Origin of the sequence: Streptosporangium sp. NPDC002721 (assembly GCF_042888905.1) — a bacterium.
Taxonomy (GTDB): Bacteria; Actinomycetota; Actinomycetes; order Streptosporangiales; family Streptosporangiaceae; genus Streptosporangium.
Genome location: NZ_JBIAQI010000006.1, coordinates 180,691 through 198,416, shown reverse-complemented (window position 1 = coordinate 198,416; position 17,726 = coordinate 180,691). Strand labels below are relative to the sequence as shown.

The 17,726-nt window shown below is 73.4% G+C and carries 14 protein-coding genes; 10 read left to right on the top strand and 4 right to left on the bottom strand.

Features of this window, described 5'->3' with window-relative positions; all coding sequences use genetic code 11:
• Window positions 1–201: 201 nt before the first annotated feature.
• Window positions 202–1,332 carry a M20 family metallopeptidase gene (locus tag ACFYWM_RS10110; protein ID WP_389911567.1) on the bottom strand — a complete coding sequence of 377 codons (1,131 nt, stop codon included), beginning with the start codon at window positions 1,330–1,332 and terminating at the stop codon, window positions 202–204.
• A 268-nt stretch (window positions 1,333–1,600) separates the two neighbouring features.
• Here ACFYWM_RS10110 and ACFYWM_RS10105 point away from each other — a divergent pair, with 268 nt between their 5' ends.
• The 8 genes from ACFYWM_RS10105 to ACFYWM_RS10070 all read left to right on the top strand — a co-directional run bounded on the left by ACFYWM_RS10105 (window position 1,601) and on the right by ACFYWM_RS10070 (window position 11,208).
• A complete protein-coding gene (locus ACFYWM_RS10105; protein WP_389911565.1) occupies window positions 1,601–3,409 on the top strand; it encodes an ABC transporter substrate-binding protein in 1,809 nt (602 codons plus the stop codon).
• A complete protein-coding gene (locus tag ACFYWM_RS10100) occupies window positions 3,406–4,413 on the top strand; it encodes an ABC transporter permease (protein WP_389911562.1) in 1,008 nt (335 codons plus the stop codon). The genes ACFYWM_RS10105 and ACFYWM_RS10100 overlap by 4 nt, the downstream gene beginning before the upstream one ends.
• A 79-nt stretch (window positions 4,414–4,492) precedes the next feature.
• The gene (locus ACFYWM_RS10095; RefSeq protein ID WP_389911560.1) at window positions 4,493–5,458 is read left to right on the top strand and encodes an ABC transporter permease subunit; all 966 of its coding nucleotides are present in this window, start codon (window positions 4,493–4,495) and stop codon (window positions 5,456–5,458) included.
• A 4-nt stretch (window positions 5,459–5,462) separates the two neighbouring features.
• Window positions 5,463–6,863 (top strand): ABC transporter ATP-binding protein, encoded by a 1,401-nt coding sequence (locus ACFYWM_RS10090; protein ID WP_389911557.1) that lies wholly within the window; start codon window positions 5,463–5,465, stop codon window positions 6,861–6,863.
• Window positions 6,860–7,870 carry an ABC transporter ATP-binding protein gene (locus tag ACFYWM_RS10085; protein ID WP_389911554.1) on the top strand — a complete coding sequence of 337 codons (1,011 nt, stop codon included), beginning with the start codon at window positions 6,860–6,862 and terminating at the stop codon, window positions 7,868–7,870. The genes ACFYWM_RS10090 and ACFYWM_RS10085 overlap by 4 nt, the downstream gene beginning before the upstream one ends.
• A 191-nt stretch (window positions 7,871–8,061) precedes the next feature.
• Window positions 8,062–8,949 carry a GNAT family N-acetyltransferase gene (locus ACFYWM_RS10080; protein WP_389911552.1) on the top strand — a complete coding sequence of 296 codons (888 nt, stop codon included), beginning with the start codon at window positions 8,062–8,064 and terminating at the stop codon, window positions 8,947–8,949.
• A 173-nt stretch (window positions 8,950–9,122) separates the two neighbouring features.
• Entirely contained in the window at window positions 9,123–10,049 is a 927-nt protein-coding gene (murQ, locus tag ACFYWM_RS10075) for an N-acetylmuramic acid 6-phosphate etherase (protein ID WP_389911549.1), read from the top strand.
• Window positions 10,042–11,208 carry a serine hydrolase domain-containing protein gene (locus ACFYWM_RS10070; RefSeq protein WP_389911546.1) on the top strand — a complete coding sequence of 389 codons (1,167 nt, stop codon included), beginning with the start codon at window positions 10,042–10,044 and terminating at the stop codon, window positions 11,206–11,208. Before murQ ends, ACFYWM_RS10070 begins: the two co-directional genes overlap by 8 nt.
• Window positions 11,209–11,354: 146 nt before the next feature.
• Here the strand turns inward: ACFYWM_RS10070 and ACFYWM_RS10065 are convergent, their stop codons facing one another.
• Window positions 11,355–11,846 (bottom strand): MarR family winged helix-turn-helix transcriptional regulator, encoded by a 492-nt coding sequence (locus ACFYWM_RS10065; protein ID WP_389911543.1) that lies wholly within the window; start codon window positions 11,844–11,846, stop codon window positions 11,355–11,357.
• Between the two features lie 66 nt (window positions 11,847–11,912).
• Between ACFYWM_RS10065 and ACFYWM_RS10060 the strand changes: the two genes are divergently transcribed.
• Window positions 11,913–13,010: a serine hydrolase domain-containing protein gene (locus ACFYWM_RS10060; protein WP_389911541.1), complete on the top strand. Its 1,098-nt coding sequence runs from the start codon at window positions 11,913–11,915 to the stop codon at window positions 13,008–13,010.
• A 185-nt stretch (window positions 13,011–13,195) separates the two neighbouring features.
• Here the strand turns inward: ACFYWM_RS10060 and ACFYWM_RS10055 are convergent, their stop codons facing one another.
• Both ACFYWM_RS10055 and ACFYWM_RS10050 read right to left on the bottom strand, forming a co-directional pair.
• Entirely contained in the window at window positions 13,196–14,095 is a 900-nt protein-coding gene (locus tag ACFYWM_RS10055) for a MurR/RpiR family transcriptional regulator (protein ID WP_389911538.1), read from the bottom strand.
• A gap of 27 nt (window positions 14,096–14,122) precedes the next feature.
• The gene (locus ACFYWM_RS10050; RefSeq protein WP_389911536.1) at window positions 14,123–15,709 is read right to left on the bottom strand and encodes a glycoside hydrolase family 3 protein; all 1,587 of its coding nucleotides are present in this window, start codon (window positions 15,707–15,709) and stop codon (window positions 14,123–14,125) included.
• A 399-nt stretch (window positions 15,710–16,108) separates the two neighbouring features.
• Here ACFYWM_RS10050 and ACFYWM_RS10045 point away from each other — a divergent pair, with 399 nt between their 5' ends.
• Window positions 16,109–17,713 (top strand): glycoside hydrolase family 10 protein, encoded by a 1,605-nt coding sequence (locus tag ACFYWM_RS10045; RefSeq protein WP_389911532.1) that lies wholly within the window; start codon window positions 16,109–16,111, stop codon window positions 17,711–17,713.
• Window positions 17,714–17,726 lie beyond the last annotated feature (13 nt).

The following is a 17,726-nucleotide window of genomic DNA, read 5'->3' as shown; positions in this document are numbered from 1 at the left end:
CCCCCTACTGGACATGGGCCCTCGTCTTCCGGCGCGACGAGGCCCGCGAGGCCGTGCTGGCCACCGTCGAGGCGCTCACCCGTGACGTCGGCGGCCTCGGCCTGGACGCCGGCACGGCGTGGCTGCCGGCCGGCGACCCGTTCCGCGACACCGGGCCGGCCGGCCGGGCGCCTTCCCGGCCCGCCGGTGACACCACGCCGCTCACCCGAGCGACGCCCTGATCAGACCCGCAAGCAGTGCCGCGCGGCCGGGCATCTCGGCCACGACGACGTGCTCGTCGTCGGCGTGGGCGCCGCCGCCCACCGCGCCGAGCCCGTCGAGGGTGGGGCAGCCCGCCCCGGCGGTGAAGTTGCCGTCGGAGGCCCCGCCCACGCCGACACCGGAGAGGGGGGCGAGCCCGAGATCGGCGGCGACCTTCCGGGCGAGGGCGAACAGCCCGGCCGAGGAGGCGTGCTCCAGGGGAGGGCGGTTCGGGCCTCCGGTGATCTCCAGCCGGGTCCCGCCGATCCTGGGGGAGAGCGCCCGCATCAGCTCGTCCACCCGCCGCTGCGCGGAGAGGGTGGGCACGCGGACGTCCACCGCCAGGCGGGCCAGCGCGGGCACGGTGTTGGCGGTGGTCCCGGCCGAGAGCACGGTCGGCGTGACGGTGGCCGGTCCGAGGGACCCATGCGCCGTCCGGCCGCCGTCCGCCTCGCCGTCGTTCACCTGGTCCGCGATGCCGGTGACGGCGAGGATCTGGTGGGCCAGCTCGACCCCCGCGTTCGCGCCCCTGCCGGGGTCGAGGCCCGCGTGCGCGCCGCGGCCGTGCGCCAGGACCTCGTACATCGACGTGCCCTTGCGGGCGATCTTGAGAGCGCCGCCCTCGGCGCTCGCCTCCAGGACGAACGCGGCCGCGCACGCGCGCGCCGACTCCTCGACCAGCGCGCGCGAGGTCGGGGACCCGACCTCCTCGTCCCCGGTGATCAGCACGCACACCCCCTCGGGCGACGGCAGCGCGGCCAGCGCGTGGAACATCTGGACCAGCCCGGCCTTCATGTCGAACACCCCGGGCCCGCGGGCGATCCCGCCGGAGACCGACCAGGGGCGGTCCAGGAGGGAGCCGATCGGCCAGACCGTGTCGTGGTGGCCGAGCAGCAGCACCCTGGGCGTGCCGAAGGTCCACCGCAGGTGGGTGACCCCGCCGATCACGATCGTCTCGGCCCTGGAGCCGAGCCTGCGGTACCCCTGGCCGGCGACCACCTCCGCACTGCGGGCCACCGCCCGGTGGTCGGCTGAGAACGACTCCCGGACGACGAGCTCGCCCAGGTCCCCAAGCATCGCGTCCAGGTCCACCGTGCCCGCCTCTCCACCGATCCGCTGTCACCGCGACAGTACGACAGGCCGGGGCGCCGGGACTCGCCGGATCTTCCAGGGAGCGGCCGGGCTCTTCGTCCACCCGGCCGCCGACACCAAGATCGGCGGTTGGGTGAAGAAAAGCTACAGAGAGCCCCACAGGAGTGGAGATAATTGACGCGGATGATGGGTCGAACGTATTGTCCGGACAACGCCGACATCTCGGTATTGGTGCCTTGACCTCGAAGAACACCCCACGGAGCGGTTCATGAAGCGACTAGCAGCGGCAGCGGTCTCCCTCTGCCTGGCCGCCGCCACCGCGGCGTGCGGCAGCGGTGGCGACAGCTCCGCCGGTGGCGTCTTCACCACGATCGACGCCCTCAAGCCGGGCATCGACGCGAACGCGCCGATCAACCCGTACAACCCCAAGGGCAACACCTTCCGGGGCTACAACGCCGAGTGGCTCGGGTGGACCAAGAACCATCTGACCGATCCCAACCAGTTCTACCCGGGGGTCGCGCAGAGCTGGGAGATCGCTCCCGACCAGTCCTCGATCACCCTTCGGCTCCACCCGGGCGGGAAGTGGTCCGACGGCGAGCCGATCACCGCCGAGGACGTGAGGTTCTCCATCGGCCTGGCCTACACCCAGGGCGGCACCGCCTACGCCCTCGACCCCTCCGCGGCGGGTACGGCCTCCGACATCAAGATCCTGGACGACAGGACGATCAGGATCACCCAGGCGGCGAAGAACCCGAGCTCCTCCTTCGTCCGCAGCGTGATGGAGACCGTCATCGTCCCCGAGCACGTCTGGCGCGGCGTGCTGCCCGCCGACTTCTGGCAGAAGCTGAAGCTCGCGCAGAGCACCGCCCCCGGCGCCGACGCGGCACGGGCCGGGATCACCAGCCTCGCGGACAAGGTCATCTCCTTCGCCCCGGCCAGGGACGTCTCCGCCGGACCGTTCGTCCTGAAGCGCGTCAACCCGGGCGAGGCGCTGCTGGTGAAGAACAGGAACTTCTACAACGCGGCCAACGTCGCCGCCGACCAGGTGCGCATCCTCAACTACACCGGCAACGAGCAGGTCTGGAACTACCTGGTCGCCGGAAGGCTGGACAGCGCGCCGTTCACCGCGGTCCCGGCCGGGGTGATGCGGCGGATCACCGAGACCTCGGGCAACGCCGTCGTCAGGGGATACTCGCCCGTCAGCGAGGGGCTGGCGTTCAACCAGTCCAGGAAGCCGTACGACAACGTGCACGTCCGCCGGGCACTGGCCTACCTGATCGACCGCAGGCAGGTCACCAAGGTCGCCTCCCCCGAGGGCGGCACCGCCTCGGTCACCACCTCCGGCCTGCACCAGCGGGCCGCGAAGGCGTGGCTGGGCGACGGCCTCGCCGCCCTGGAGCCCTACCGGCACGACCCCGCCAGGGCCGCGAGCGAGCTGCGGGCCGCGGGCATGCGGAAGGTCGACGGGAAGTGGGCGATGCCCGACGGCAGCCCCTGGAAGATGACCATCAACGTGCCCGCCTCCTTCTCCGACTGGCTGGCCGGGGCCAAGGCCGTCACCAGCCAGCTCAACGACGCCGGGATCGACGCGCAGGTCGTCACCACCGCCGACTACCCCCTCTACCTGGAGGAGATGGCGGCCGGGAAGTACGACCTCGGCTTCTGGCTGGTGGCCCTCGGCCCCGCGCCGTACAACATCTTTCAGCGCCTGTACGGGGCCCAGAACGGCTGGCAGCTCTTCGGCGGCAGGCTCAAGCACGTCGCCCCCGGCACGGAGGGCAACTGGATGGGCGGCGCCGAGCTCATCGACGTCAGGGGCGTGGGCAGGGTCAACCCCGGCGAGCTGGCGGTGAAATTGAACTCCGTTCCCGAGGCCGAGCAGCGGCGGATCGTCGCCGACCTCGCCAGGACCGCCAACCAGGACCTCCCGGTGATCCAGCTGTGGGACTACGTCAACACCCAGGTCGTCAACACCACCCGTTTCACCGGATTCCCGGGTGACGACAGCGACGCGCTGCGCCTCACCTCCGGGGTCTGGCTCCAGCTCGGCATGGTCAAGAGGAAGGACCGCGCATGACGGTCGTCGCACGCCGCCTCGCGGGCCACCTCGTCCGCGGGCTCGCCATGGTCCTGGTGGTCACCACGATCAGCTTCGTGATCATCAGGAACATCCCCGGCGACCCGATGCGGGCCCGCTACGAGAAGCTGGTCGAGCAGGGCATGTCGCCCGACCAGGCCGAGCGCGCCGTCGCGGTGCTGTACGGGTTCATGCCCAAGGGCACGATGTGGGAGCAGTACCTCGACTACATGCGGGGCCTGTTCCACCTCGACCTCGGCCAGTCGCTGAGCGTCCCCGGCGCGGAGGTGACCACCCTGCTCGCCTCGGCGGCCACCTGGACGATCCTGCCGGTCCTCGTCGGCACCCTGCTCAGCTTCGCGGTCGGCATCATCCTGGGCGTCTACGCGGCGATCAAGCGGTCGAGCAAGCTGGGGGACATCCTCGCCGTCTCCGGCTCGCTCCTGCACGGCCTGCCGCAGTACGTCCTCGCGCTGCTGCTGAGCGCGGTCTTCACCACCCTGCTGCCGATCTTCCCCTCCAGCGGCACCGCGGACGTCACGCTCGAACCCGGCCTCAACGCCGCCTACCTCGGCTCGCTGATCCAGTACGCCACGCTGCCGGTCCTGACCTACGCGCTGGCCGGGTACGGAGGCTGGATCCTGGCGATGAAGTCGAGCGTGGTCACCGTGCTGGGCGACGACTTCATCCTCGCCGCCGAGCTGCGCGGCATGAGGCGCGGGACCATCTTCCGCTACGTGGCGCGCAACGCGATCCTGCCGCTGTTCACCATCCTGGCGCTCTCGCTGGGCCTGCTGTTCGGCGGCGCGATCTTCATCGAGCGGATCTTCACCTACCCGGGGCTGGGCCTGCTGCTGCTCAACAGCATCACCGACCGCGACTACGCGCTGATGGGCGGGGCCTTCCTGCTGATCACCGTGGCGATCGTCATCGCCAACATCGTGGCCGACATGCTCTACACCGCCATCGACCCGCGGGTCCGTTCCGGACAGGAGGCGTCATGACCGGAAAAATCAGGAAAGCCGTGGGAGACGGCCGGACGGGCGCGCGGGCGGCGGACGCGCGGGCGGCGGGGGTGGCCGCATGACGGCGCCGGTCATCACCGCTCCCGGCACTCCCGGTGCTCCCGGTGCTCCGGGAACCCCGGGGGCTCCGGGGACCCCGGGCGTCTCCGGCACCCGCTCGACGCTGCGGCGCAACTTCTGGCGCGGCGTCTGGCGGGTCCTGCGGCGCAAGCCCAGCCGGATCGTGGGCGTGGTCATCCTGGGCGTGTTCGCGTTCATGGGGATCTTCGGGCCGCTGCTCTACCCCGCGCGGCTGCCGCGCGACGACAACGCCCTCTACGCCGCGCCGAGCCTGGCGCACCCCTTCGGCACCGACTTCGAGGGCACCGACGTGCTCGCCCTGGTGGTCACCGGGTCCCGGTACGTCCTGATGACCGCCCTGGTCACGGCCGTCATCACGGTCGCCCTCGGCACCGCCGTCGGGCTGTTCGCGGGGTTCCGGCGCGGGCGCTGGGACGCCGTGCTCATGCGGATCACCGACATGAAGCTGACCATCCCCGCCCTCCCGCTGCTGCTGGTCCTGTCGACCGTCTGGAAGTTCACCAGCGCGATCGAGATGGGCCTGGTGCTCGGGCTCCTCGGCTGGGGCGGCGTGGCGCGCGCCGTACGGGCGCAGACCCTCTCGCTGCGCGAGCGCGGCTTCATCGAGGCGGCCAGGGGGCTCGGGCTGTCCGGACGGCACATCATCGGCAGGGAACTGCTGCCCAGCATGGCCCCCTTCATCGCGATGAACATGCTCATCGCGGTGACCGGCGCGGTGTACGCGCAGGTGGGCCTGTTCTTCCTGGGCGTCCTGCCGTTCGACGCCAACAACTGGGGCGTCATGCTCAACCTCGCCGTGTTCGGCGGCGGCGCGCTGACGACGACCACCGCGCTGCCGTACATGCTGGCGCCGCTGCTGGCGATCCTGCTGCTCACCCTGGGCATCGTCCTCGTCGTCGACGCGATGGACGAGATCTTCAACCCCCGGCTGCGGGAGGACTGACCAGATGTTCACACGTTCGGATTCGGAGAAGGCGTCCGCGACACCGGGCGAGCGGCTGTCCGCGGCCGTACGGACCTGGGGCACCCGAGTCGCCGGGAAGCCGGAGGTTTCCGGGAGCGCCACGGCCACCCGCGACGCCGCGAGGAGCGGCCCGCCGAGGGTGCGCGTCGACGACCTGTCCGTCGTCTACCGGACGTCGGCGGGAGAGCTGCCCGCGGTCGCGGGGATCGATCTCGAACTGGTGCCCGGGACGATCACCGGCGTGGTCGGCGAGTCGGGTTCCGGCAAGTCCACCCTGGCGCTGTCGCTGCTCAACGCGGTCCAGCCCCCCGGCAGGATCCGCTCGGGCAGCGTGGAGATCGACGGGCTCGGCGACGTCATCGGGCTGCGGGGCGACGACCTGCGCCGGGCGCGGGGACGGCACATCGGGTACGTCTTCCAGGCCGCCCAGAACTCCCTCAACCCCCTCAAGACGGTCGGAAAGCAGCTTCTCGACCTGGGCCGCTCGCACGACGTCCAGGACCTGCGGGGACTGGTCAGGGACGCCAAGGACCTGCTCGGCAGGATGGGCATGGACGGCGCGCGCGTGCTCGACTCCCACCAGCACGAGCTCTCCGGCGGGATGCGCCAGCGGGTCGGCATCATGCTCGCGCTGGTGCTCAACGCCCACCTCGTCATCCTGGACGAGCCCACGACCGCCCTCGACATGATCACCCAGGCCACGATCCTGCGGATCATCAGGGAGGTCCACGAGGAGCGCGGGCTCACCACGCTCGTCATCACCCACGACCTCGGCGTGGTGGCCGAGGTGGCCGACCGGCTCGCCGTCATGTACGGCGGGCGCGTGGTGGAGCAGGGGCCGACCACCGAGGTGCTCGGCGCCCCCCGCCACCCCTACACCCGGGGCCTGCTCCAGGCCATCCCGCGCCTGATCGGCGACATCGGGGAGGCCAGGGCGCTGCCCGGCCGCCCGCCGACGCTTGGGACCGTCCCGTCGCGGGGATGCGTCTTCAGGGAGCGCTGCGAGCTGCGCATGGACGTCTGCGAGACCGAGGAGCCGCCCGCCGTCTCGCGCGGCGAGTGGATCGTGGCCTGCCACGCCGTCGCCGCCCGCCACGCGGAGGAGGACGCGAGGGCGGGCGCGGGCGCCGCGCGTACCGGAACCGGGACCGTCGCGCGTACCGGAACCGGGACCGTCGCGCGTGGTGCGGCCGGGACCGCGAACGGGGCCGGGATCGCGAACGGGGCCGGGATCGCGAACGGGGCCGGGATCGCGAACGGGGCCGAGAACGGGACCGGGAACGGGGCCGGGACCGGGAACGGGACCGCGTACGAGGACCGGGGCGCGGTTCCGCGGGGAGCCGGGTGGGTCGCCCGGGCACACGGACCGAGGGAGAAGGCGTGATCACTGGGCAGGGAGTCACGAAGACCTTCAGGCAGCGGGGCGGTTTCCTCGCCGGGCGGGAGGTGAAGGCGCTGCGCGGCGTCGACTTCGCCATCCCGAAGGGCGGGGCGGCGTCGTTCATCGGGGAGTCGGGCTGCGGCAAGACGACGCTCGGGCGGATCATCGCCGGGCTGGAGAGCCACGACTCCGGAGAGATCACCATCGACGGCACGCCCATGTCGTCGCTGCGCCCCAAGCAGCGCGAGCCCTTCTTCCGCCGCATCCAGCTCATCCACCAGGACCCGTACTCCGCGCTCAACCCGACCCGGACGGTGTACCAGACGCTGGACGCGCCGCTGTCGCTGCGGGCCGCGCAGACCGGCCGGTCGCGGGCGTGGGTGGACGGGCGTGCCCAGGAGCTGCTGGAACTGGTCGGCCTCGACCCCGGCTACGTGCTGCCCCGCTACCCCCACCAGCTCTCCGGCGGCATGCGCCAGCGGGTCGTGATCGCCCGCGCCCTCACCGTCGACCCCGAGATGCTCGTCGCCGACGAGGCCGTCTCCATGATCGACGTGTCGCTGCGGCTGGGCATCCTCGCCCTGCTCAAGGACCTGCGCGAGCGCCTCGGGGTGAGCGTGCTGTTCATCACCCACGACGTGGCGACCGCCCGCTACATCGGTGACGACGGCGAGCTGTACGTCATCTACCGGGGGGAGGTCGTCGAGCGCGGCCACGTCGAGACGATCATCTCCGGCCCGGTGCACCCGTACACCCAGTCGCTGCTGTCGGCGATCCCCGTGCTGCACGGCCTGGAGCGGCCCGGCGAGGAGCCGGTGACGCCGACCGGGGCGCTCGACGAGAGCCGCCTCGACGCGGGCTGCCTGTTCGCCCGGCGCTGCCCGTTCCGTACCGGCCGCTGCGAGTCCGAGCACCCGCTGCTCGGCCACGGCGGCGGCACGCCCCAGGAGCACGCCTGTTTCCACCCCGCTCCCCGCAAGGTCGTCGCCATGCCGGTCGGTCACCCGTGAGCCCGCTGGGAAACGGTCCCGAGGCGGGGCCGTGGAGCGCGGGCGAGGCGTCCGGAAGTCGCGAGGGGGCAGGAGCCTCCGAAGCGCCCGGGGTTCCCGGAACGCCGGGGACCCCGGAGGCGCCGGCGGTCCCCGAGGCGCCGGGAGCCGCTGAGACGTCGAGAGCCTCGGAGACGCCGGGGATCCGCGAGATGTCCAGGCCGTACGCGGCGTTCGGGATCCGCGAGGCCGCCGCCGCCGACATGGCGGCGCTCGCGAGGATCGCCTCGGCCGCGCTCACCCACGACACGGACGAGGCCGCGAGCCTGGTCGCCAGGCTCGCCGCGCCGCCCGCCCACCGGTCCTGGACGGCGCTGGTGACACGCGACCTCGACGGCGTGGCGTTCGTCTCCACCTCGGCGCGCGACGCGCACGCGGGCCACATCGACCTGCTCGCCGTACGCCCCGAGGCACGGGGAGGGGGGCTCGGCCGGGCGCTGGTCGCCGCGGCCGAGGACTGGCTGCGCGCCCGGGGGGCGACCGAGGCCCGGTTCGCCGGCAACCCGCCCTGCTACGCCTGGCCCGGCATCGACGTGCGCTACACCGAGGCCGCCTGCCTGGCCGAGGGCCTCGGCTACGAGCGCTACCGGGTCGCCTGGAACATGACCGCCGACCTCACCGGAGACCTCTCCGCCGACACCGACCTCGCGCGGCTGGCGGCCTCCGGGGTCACCGTGCACGCCGCCGCCCCCGGGGACCGCGCCGCCGTGTCGGCCTTCGTCGAGGAGCAGTGGAACGCCAACTGGGCCTGGGAGGCGGAGCAGGCCACCGGCTGCCACTACGCCGTCAGGGAGGGCGAGATCCTCGGTTTCGCCGCGTGGGGTTCGCGCCCCTCCTGGTTCGGCCCGATGGGCACCGCACCGGCCGCGCGAGGGCTCGGGGTCGGCCGCGTGCTCGTACGCCGCTGCCTGGCCGAGCAGCGGGCCGCGGGCATGTCGAGCGCCCAGATCGGCTGGGTGGGGCCGCTGCGCTTCTACGCCAGGGCGGTCGGCGCGCACGCCGAGCGGGTCTTCTGGCTCTACCGCCGTGACCTGCCGTGAGGGCCCCGCCGTGACGGCCTTCGCACCGCCGTGGCCCGCCGGTCACGGCTCCCGCCCGCCGGGGCGGGCCGATGGGCGGGCTCCCATCGGGTAGGTGCCCGTAGCGCCCTCAGCGTCAGAAGATCGTCTACTTAGCGGTAGTGAGATCAGGAAAACTAACGACATGGGACGTCATGAGTGATCAGCTTGTCACACTGTCCACGCTCTCGACCGAGCAGAGCGATCCGCGCTACAGCCGGATCGACCGGCTTCCCACCGACCAGGTGGCCCGGCTGATGAACGCGGCGGACACCGCGGTGCCCGCCGCGGTGGCCGAGGCGATCCCGGAGATCTCGGCGGCGGTGGACGCGGTCGTGGCCCGGATGAAGGCCGGGGGCCGCCTGTTCTACGTGGGAGCGGGGACCTCCGGCCGGCTGGCCGTGCTGGACGCCTCGGAGTGCCCGCCGACCTTCGGTACCGATCCCGAGCTCGTCCAGGGGGTCATCGCGGGCGGCGTCCCCGCGCTGACCCGTTCGGTCGAGGGCGCGGAGGACGACCGGGCCGGGGGAGCGGCCGCCCTCGCGGAACGGGGGGTGGGCGAGCTCGACGCGGTGGTGGGCGTCTCCGCCAGCGGTCGCGCGCCCTTCGTGCTCGGCGCGCTCGCCGAGGCGAACCGCCGGGGCGCCCTGACCGTGGCGCTGTCGTGCAACGCCGCGACCCCGCTGTCGGCCGAGGCCCGGCACCCCATCGAGGTGATCGTCGGCCCGGAGGTGGTGACCGGCTCCACCAGGCTCAAGGCGGGGACCGCGCAGAAGCTGGTCCTCAACATGATCTCCACGATCACGATGGTCAAGCTGGGCCGTACCTACGGCAACACCATGATCGAGGTGTCGGCGATGAACTCCAAGCTGGCCGACCGGGCCGCCAGGATGGTCAGCGACATCACCGGGGCGGCCCTCTCCGCCGCCCGTTCCGCGCTGGAGGCCGCCGGATGGCACGTGAAGGTCGCGGTACTGATGATCGAGCACGGCCTCGACGCCGCCGGCGCCCGGGTCCTGCTGGAGCGGCACGGCGACCTTGAGACGGCACTGGAGGCGGCGGGACAGGCCAGGGGTGCCTGACCTCCCGGACGAAGAGGCGCCGGCTCCGGCCCTCGGCTCCGGCCCTGTTTCCGCTCTCGCTCCCGTTCCCGGCCTGGACGACGGCCCGGGGGAGAGCGCCCGGCTCGCCGGGATCCTCGGGGCGGCGGTGCCGCGCGTCTGCTCGGCGGCGGTGGCCGTGATCGCCGTGGGCGGGGCCACGGTGGCCGCCGCTGCGGTGGGGGAGGCCGTACGCTACTCGGCGGCCTCGGAGGAACTCGCCGGGGACCGGCCGCCCGCCCTCCGTGACTCGATCTTCGACCTCGCCTCGATCACCAAGCTCTTCACCACGGCCGTCATCCTGTCACTGGCCGAGGACGGCCTTCTCGACCTGGACGAGCCCGTCGCGGCCCGGCTGCCCGGCTGCTACGGCGGCGCCCCCGAGGTCACCCCGCGGCACCTGCTCACCCACACCGCGGGACTGCCACCGGGGCGCAGGGCCCACGAGGAGATCCCCGGCGACGGCCCGGAGATCCGTGCCACGCGGATGGAGCGGATCCTCTCGACACCGCCGGTCGGCCCCGTGGGTGAGCGCTACCTCTACTCCGACGTCGGGCTGATCACGGCGGGCCGGGTGGCGGAGATCGCGGGCGGGGCGTCCCTGGACGAGCTCGCCCGCGCCCGGGTCATCGATCCGCTGGGCCTGCCCGACACCGGCTACCGTCCCGCCGAGTCCCTGCTGCCCCGGATCGTCGCCACCGAGCACAAGCCCGAGCGCCCCGGCCCCGGATGCGTGCGCGGCGAGGTCCACGACGAGACCGCGCACGGCCTGGGCGGGGTCGCCGGGCACGCCGGGATCTTCTCCACCGCCGACGACCTCGTACGCTTCGCCGAGGCGCTGCGCACCGGGGGAGCGCCGATCCTGGGCCCCGGCGCGGTCGCCGAGATCACCCGCGACCACGGCGTCAGGGGCGCGGACTTCCGCCACGGCCTGGGCGTGCGGATCGGCGACCCGGCGATCGTCGGCCCGCTCGCCGACGCCTACGGCCACTCCGGCTTCACCGGGACCTCGCTCGTCGTCGATCCGGGGCGTGCGCTCACCGTCGTCCTGCTGACCAACAACGTCCACCCCCTGCGCGGCCGGGCGGGCATCCGCGACCTGCGCCACGCGGTCGCCGCCGAGGCCCTGCGCCTGTCCTGAGCCCGCGGTCCACCCCCTGTCGGCGGTGTTCTCCGGGAACCGCCGTCAGGTCCTCTCCACGCGCCGTCGTGACTCGCCGCGGAACTTCCGTGCGCGGCGCGAGGCTCGCGGGCAGGGACGACTCCCGCGGGACGGGGTGCGAGGGTTCACGCGTAGCGGGGCCGGAGGCGGCGGGCGAGGAGTTCGCGCATGGCGCCCGTGTGGTCGGCCAGCCGATCGAGTGACGACACCAGATCGCCCGCCGCCGTCTCACCCAGGACCGCGCGAAGCTCGGCGGTGACGGCGGCGCGTGCCGTCCGGCCGGCCTCGACGGCGTCCCTGCCGTGCCCGGTCAGCTCGACGATGCGCGCCCGCCGGTCCTCCGGATGGGCCCTGCGGGTGAGGTAGCCGATCCGTTCCATCTCCGTCACGACCTTGGACGCGCCCTGCGGTGTCATGCCGAGCAGTCCCGCCAGGTCGCTGACGCGGACGGGGCCGCCGAGCAGGTGCTGGAAGACGTAGCCGTGGACGGTGCGGACCTCGGTGTGACCCGCCGCGGCCATGCGCCCGCGCACCTCGGCGTCGCAGGCGGCGGCCAGGGCGGCGAAGAGCAGGGAGAGGTCTCCGGCTGCGCCGGGATCGACCGGGTTTGACGTCACGCGATTCACCGTCTAATACTCAACCATAGTTGCGCAACTAAGGTTTAGTGATCGAAGGAGGAGATCATGTTCTGCGACCCCGCGTTCACCCCGGTCGTCGAGGCGCTCAGGGAGGGACTCGGTCCCGGAGGCGCGGCCCTGGCCGTCACCGTGGGCGGCCGTCCCGTCGTGGACGTCTGGTTCGGCACGGCCGACGAGGGCGGCGTCCGCCCGTGGCGTCGCGACACGGTCGTCAACGTCTTCTCGGTCTCCAAGGGCGTCGTCGCGACCGTGGCCCTGCTGTGCGCGCAGCGCGGGCTCGTCGACCTCGACGCGCCCGTGGCCCGCTACTGGCCGGAGTTCACCTCGGAGGCCACCGTCGCCCAGCTGCTCTCCCACCGCGCGGGGCTGCCCGCGGTCCGCTCTCCGCTGCCACCGGGAAGCCTCTACGACTGGGACGCCATGGCGGGCGCGCTGGCCGCCGAGGAACCGTGGTGGACACCGGGGGAGCGGCACGGATACCACGCGGTCACGTTCGGCTGGCTGGTCGGCGAGCTGCTCCGCCGGGTCACCGGCAGGGAGATCCGCGACCTGGTCCCCGGAGAGCTCGGCGTCCCCGACCTCTCGATCGGGCTTGCCCGCAAGGACGCGCACCGGGCGGCGTTCGTGCTCCCGCCGGAAAGCCCGCCCACGCCCGCGGATTCCCCGCTGGCCGAGGCGATGACGGACCCCGCCTCGGTCACCGCCAAGGCGTTCCTCAACCCGGCCGACCAGCTCGTGCCCGGCCTGCCGAACACCGGGCGCTGGCGTGCCGCCCAGATCCCCGCCGCCAACGGCCACGCCTCCGCCAGAGCCCTGGCGACCCTGTACGGCGGGCTCCTGTCGGGCGACCTCCTCGCCCCCGGGATGCTGGCACGCGCCACGACGGCGCACAGCGACGGGTTCGACGAGGTCCTGCGCGGCCGGACCCGTTTCGGCCTGGGCTACATGCTCCCCAACGAGGTGCGCCCCTTCGCGCCCCGGGCGGAGGCGTTCGGGCACAGCGGGTCGGGCGGCTCGCTCGCCTTCGCCGACCCGGTGGCCGGTGTCGGGTTCGGCTACACGCCGAGCCGCACGATCATCGCCCCCGCCGGCCCCGACCCTCGCTGGCCCCCGATCCTGGAAGCGCTCTACGGTTGCCTGTGAACGGGGCCTCCGGACCCGGAGGCGACGACGGCGGAAGGCGGCGAGGTCGCCACGCGCCGTACTTCGTGCCCTGCCGTGACCGGGCGGCACCGAGCGGGCGGACCCGCGTCCTCGTGATGTGAGACGAGGAGGGGGGACCGGAAGCGGTCCGATCCTTGGCCGGCCCTGTGTGAAGCCGGGACAGGCTAGGAGGGCCTGCTCCGGCGGCGGTAGTCGGTCCTGAAGCCGTCTATGGCGTCCCTGGTGGCCCTCAGCGCCGCGTCCGAGGTCTCGAAGGTGCGCTGGGCGATGCCGACGAAGATGCAGTCGACGATCAGGAGCTGGCTGATCCGGCTGGCCAGCGCCCCCGGGCGGAAGGCCGTCTCCCGGCCCGCCGAGACCAGGACGTGGTCGGCGAGCCCGGCCAGGGAGGAGCGGGGGTTGTTGGTGATGGCCACCGTGGTCGCGCCCGCCCGCCGCGCGACGCGCATCGGCGCCAGCACGTCGGGGGTCTCGCCGGTGCAGCTCACCGCCACCACGACGTCGTCGTCGCGTACCAGCGCCGCGCTGGTCAGCGCCAGGTGCGCGTCGGTGTAGGCGTGGCCGGGCAGGCCGATCCGCATCAGCTTCTGCGCCATGTCGGCCGCCACCAGCCCGGAGGCGCCGACCCCGTAGACGGCGACCTTGCGCGCCCCGGCCACCGCCTCCACCACCATGCCCAGCCGGTCGGGGTTGAGCTGCGCCGCGGTGTCGGCCAGCGCCTCCGACTCGGCCCTGGCCACCTTCGCGATCACGTCGGTCAGCGGGTCGTCGGGGCCGAGGTCGCCGGGGACCAGCCGCTCGGGCTCCTCCCTGGCCACCGCCGCGGCCAGGGCGAAGCGCAGCTGGGAGTACCCGGCGAAGCCCAGGGCCCTGGCGGTGCGCACGATCGTGGCCTCGCTGGTGCCGGAGGCCGCGCTGAACTCGGTGATGGTGCTGCGGGCCACCACCCCGGGGTCGTCGAGGATGAGACGGGCGATGGACTGAGCCGCGGGGGTGAGGGAGGGAAGGACGGCCCTCACCGTGGCCACCAGGTTCACGGGGGTGGGGCCGTCGAGGACGTTCATTAAGCGCCTTTCATGTCATAAAACAGCCTATTGGTCACCGGTCAACCAGCGGGCCACGGCGCGGGCCGAAGCCCGGGAGATGCCGTTCGTGGTCACGTACACGGCGCCGGAGGGTTCGCCGGGCATCCCGGTCTCGACCACCACGGCGTCGGGGCGCAGCGCGACGGCCCGGGCCAGCAGCTCGCCGACCCAGGGGTGGCGCGCGGCGTCGTGCACCACCATCACCAGCGGGCGGCTCTCGTCGCCCAGGTCGGGCAGCTCGGGCCTCTCCACGGTGACGACGTGGCCGACGGTGCCCGGCAGCAGCTCGGTGAGGGCACCGATGAGACCGGTGAGCAGGCCCGGCTCGACCGCCTCGCTCAACCGGGGGGCGATGTCGACGACCAGCGGCGGCCCGGAGAGCACGGCTGTGGTGCCCGGGGTGCCCGTGACCTTCGTGGCGCTCGGGGCAGCCGTGACGCCTGTGACGTTCGTGACGTTCGTGGCGCTCGGGGCGCCCGTGGCGGTGACGCGGATGGCCGCGCGGGCGGTCCGCAGGCCCAGTTCCTCGCCCTCGTGCCCCGCCCCCCGGGCGGCCGTGCCCGTCGCCCGCGCCCGCGCCGCGGCCTCCGAGGCGTACCAGCCGGACAGGGCGAGCACGCGGGAGGCGGCCTCGGCGAGCCGCTCCTCGCCGAGCCTGCCCTCCCGTACGGCGTCCACGATGGCGTCGCGCAGCTCGTGGACGTTCTCGCCGCCGGGGGCGGAGATGCCCGCGCAGATCGCGTCGGCCCCGGCCGCCAGGGCGCGGACCGCGATCTCCCCGGGCGGGAGGAGGGCCGCGACGGCGCGCATCTCGATGGCGTCGGTGACGATCATCCCGGTGAATCCCATCTCCTCGCGGAGCAGCCCGGTCGTGATCCGCCTGCTCAGCGTCGCGGGGTTCTCCGGGTCGAGGGCCGGGATCAGCAGGTGCCCGCACATGACGGCCCGGACCCCGGCGGCCACCGCCGTACGGAAGGGGGGCAGGTCACGCTCGGCGAGGAGCCGGGAGGAGGCGTGCAGGGTCGGCAGGGCGTGGTGGGAGTCGGTGTGGGTGTCGCCGTGGCCGGGGAAGTGCTTGGCGCAGGCGGCCACCCCCGCCCCTTGGAGCCCGGAGATCCAGGCGGCGGTGTGCCGGGAGACCAGCTCGGGATCGGCGCCGAAGGAGCGGACGCCGATCACCGGGTTGGCCGGGTTGGCGTTGACGTCCGCCACCGGGGCGTAGTCGAGGGTGATGTCGGCCGAGGCGAGGAGGCGGCCGATCTCCCGGGCGACCAGCCCGGTCGCCTCGACGTCGTCGCCCACGCCCAGCGCCCGGTTGCCCGGCCACGAGCTGCCCCGCGCGGCCTGCAGGCGGGTGACGGAGCCGCCCTCCTCGTCCACCGCGATCACCGCGGCGGGGTTCTCCGCGCGCAGCCGGGCGACCAGATCGGCGGTGTGGCCGAGGCCGTCGAGGTTGCGGGCGAACAGCACGGTCCCGCCGAGGCCCTCCTCGCCGAGCGCGCGGAGCAGCCACCCGGGCGGCTCGGTGCCGTCGAAACCCGGCTGGAGGACGGTCATGGCCAGCCGGGCCAGGCCGGGGCTGCGATGGGACATGCGGTCACCCTCTCGATCGAGGCAGGCGTCTTCTGACAGGTCGGCGGAGGGAGGTGTCTCAAGGTAGATTACCCATCGATGACAATTTTCTTCATTATCATTGCCTTCGAAGTAGCTTTCTGTCATCCTCTCGATCGAGAACCCGTGGCCCCGTGCCTGTGTGACCCTGTGACCCCGTGAACTCGTAACCTTGTGATCTTGTGATCCCGTGCCGGTCTCGCGGTCGTTCCCGCGCCCGTCCTTCCCGAGTCCGCCCATCCCGCGTCCGCCCTCATGTCCGTCTTCGCGCCCGCCCCGGTGCCCGCCCTCGCGCGGTCCGGCGGTGTCCGGGCGGCGGCCCCAGGCCCCGACTCCGGCTCGCCCCGGCCCGGCCCCGGGCCGAACACCCCTGGAGTCCGCATGAGCTCATCCAGCCGGCGAGCCGTCCTGCGCGGCCTCGCCCTCGCCGTCGCGGCGACCGCCGCGCCCCTGTCCGCCCGGACCCCGGCCTCCGCCCACTCGAAGGCCTCGGGAGCCTCGGAGGTCTCGGAGGTCTCGGAGGTCTCGGCGGGGCGGGTGCCGCCGCTGCGCCAGATGCGCGGCATGTGGATCGCCTCGGTCGCCAACATCAACTGGCCGTCGAAGCCGGGGCTGAGTGCCCAGCAACAAAGGGCCGAGTATGCCGGCTGGCTCGACCTGGCGCGGGCCCGCGGGCTCAACGCGGTGTTCGTGCAGGTCCGGCCCACCGCCGACGCCTTCTGGCCATCCCCGTACGAGCCCTGGTCGCAGTATCTGACCGGAGTCCAGGGGCGCGACCCCGGCTACGACCCGCTGGCCTTCATGGTGGCGGAGACGCACCGGCGCGGCCTCGCCTTCCACGCCTGGTTCAACCCCTACCGGGTGTCGATGCAGGCCGACCCGGCCCTGCTGCACCCCGACCACCCCGGCCGCAGGCACCCCGACTGGATCGTCTCCTACGGCGGCAAGCTCTACTACAACCCCGGCATGCCCGAGGTCCGCGCGTTCGTGCAGGACGCGATGATGGACGCGGTCACCAGGTACGACATCGACGGCCTGCACTTCGACGACTACTTCTACCCGGTCAACACCACCGCCTTCGACGACAGCGAGGCCTACGCCCGCCACGGCGCGGGCTTCCCCGACCTCGCGGCCTGGCGGCGCGAGAACGTCGACCTTCTCGTACGGGAGACGCAGCGGCGGGTGCGGCGGGTCAAGCCCGAGATCGCCTGGGGCATCAGCCCCTCGGGCATCTGGCGCAACCGGGCCACCGACCCCCTGGGGTCGGAGACGAGTGGCGGCCAGTCCTACGACAACCTGCACGCCGACACGCGCGGCTGGGTCAGGAAGGGCTGGCTCGACTACATCGCGCCGCAGCTCTACTGGTACATCGGCCAGTCCAACGCCGACTACGCCAAGCTGGTCCCCTGGTGGTCGGGCGTGGCGGCGGGCACGGGCACCCAGCTGTGGATCGGCCAGGCGGCCTACAAGGCCGGGGCCGCGGGCCAGCCCGCCGAGTGGGCCAGGCCCGACGAGCTCAGCAGGCACCTCACCCTCAACGAGGGCCACCCCGAGGTCGGCGGCGACATCTGGTACAACTCCGGCGACGTCCGCGACGACCGGATCGGCTCGATCAGCGCCGTGGTGACCGGCCACTACACCCGCCCCGCGCTCACCCCGCTGCTGCCCAGGCTCGCCTCGGGCCGGGCGCCGGGCCGCCCGCTCGTCCTCCTGGCGCGCCGGGTCCGCGACGGCGTCGAGCTGCGCGTCCTGGCCGGCGGCCGTGACGTCCCGTTCCAGTACGCCATCTTCCGGCTGGACCGGCCGGCCGGGCCGGGGGATCTCGGCGACGCCCGCCACCTGATCGCGGTCGTCCCCGCCCGCCGCGACCTGCGCTGGACGGACCCGGCGGGCGCCGGGGGCACCGGGGGCGCGTACTACCACGTGGTGGCCGTCGACCGGGCCGGCCGCCTGAGCCCGCCCAGCACCGCCCGCCGCGCGCGGTGACGGCCCGGGGGGT

Bases quoted from the DNA above. Each gene is read 5' to 3' on its own strand.
- ACFYWM_RS10095 (WP_389911560.1), top strand. From the start codon at position 4,493: ATGACGGCGCCGGTCATCACCGCTCCCGGCACTCCCGGTGCTCCCGGT.
- ACFYWM_RS10100 (WP_389911562.1), top strand. From the start codon at position 3,406: ATGACGGTCGTCGCACGCCGCCTCGCGGGCCACCTCGTCCGCGGGCTC.
- ACFYWM_RS10055 (WP_389911538.1), bottom strand. From the start codon at position 14,095: ATGAACGTCCTCGACGGCCCCACCCCCGTGAACCTGGTGGCCACGGTG.
- ACFYWM_RS10045 (WP_389911532.1), top strand. From the start codon at position 16,109: ATGAGCTCATCCAGCCGGCGAGCCGTCCTGCGCGGCCTCGCCCTCGCC.
- ACFYWM_RS10080 (WP_389911552.1), top strand. From the start codon at position 8,062: ATGTCCAGGCCGTACGCGGCGTTCGGGATCCGCGAGGCCGCCGCCGCC.
- ACFYWM_RS10050 (WP_389911536.1), bottom strand. From the start codon at position 15,709: ATGTCCCATCGCAGCCCCGGCCTGGCCCGGCTGGCCATGACCGTCCTC.
- murQ (WP_389911549.1), top strand. From the start codon at position 9,123: ATGAGTGATCAGCTTGTCACACTGTCCACGCTCTCGACCGAGCAGAGC.
- ACFYWM_RS10060 (WP_389911541.1), top strand. From the start codon at position 11,913: ATGTTCTGCGACCCCGCGTTCACCCCGGTCGTCGAGGCGCTCAGGGAG.
- ACFYWM_RS10105 (WP_389911565.1), top strand. From the start codon at position 1,601: ATGAAGCGACTAGCAGCGGCAGCGGTCTCCCTCTGCCTGGCCGCCGCC.
- ACFYWM_RS10090 (WP_389911557.1), top strand. From the start codon at position 5,463: ATGTTCACACGTTCGGATTCGGAGAAGGCGTCCGCGACACCGGGCGAG.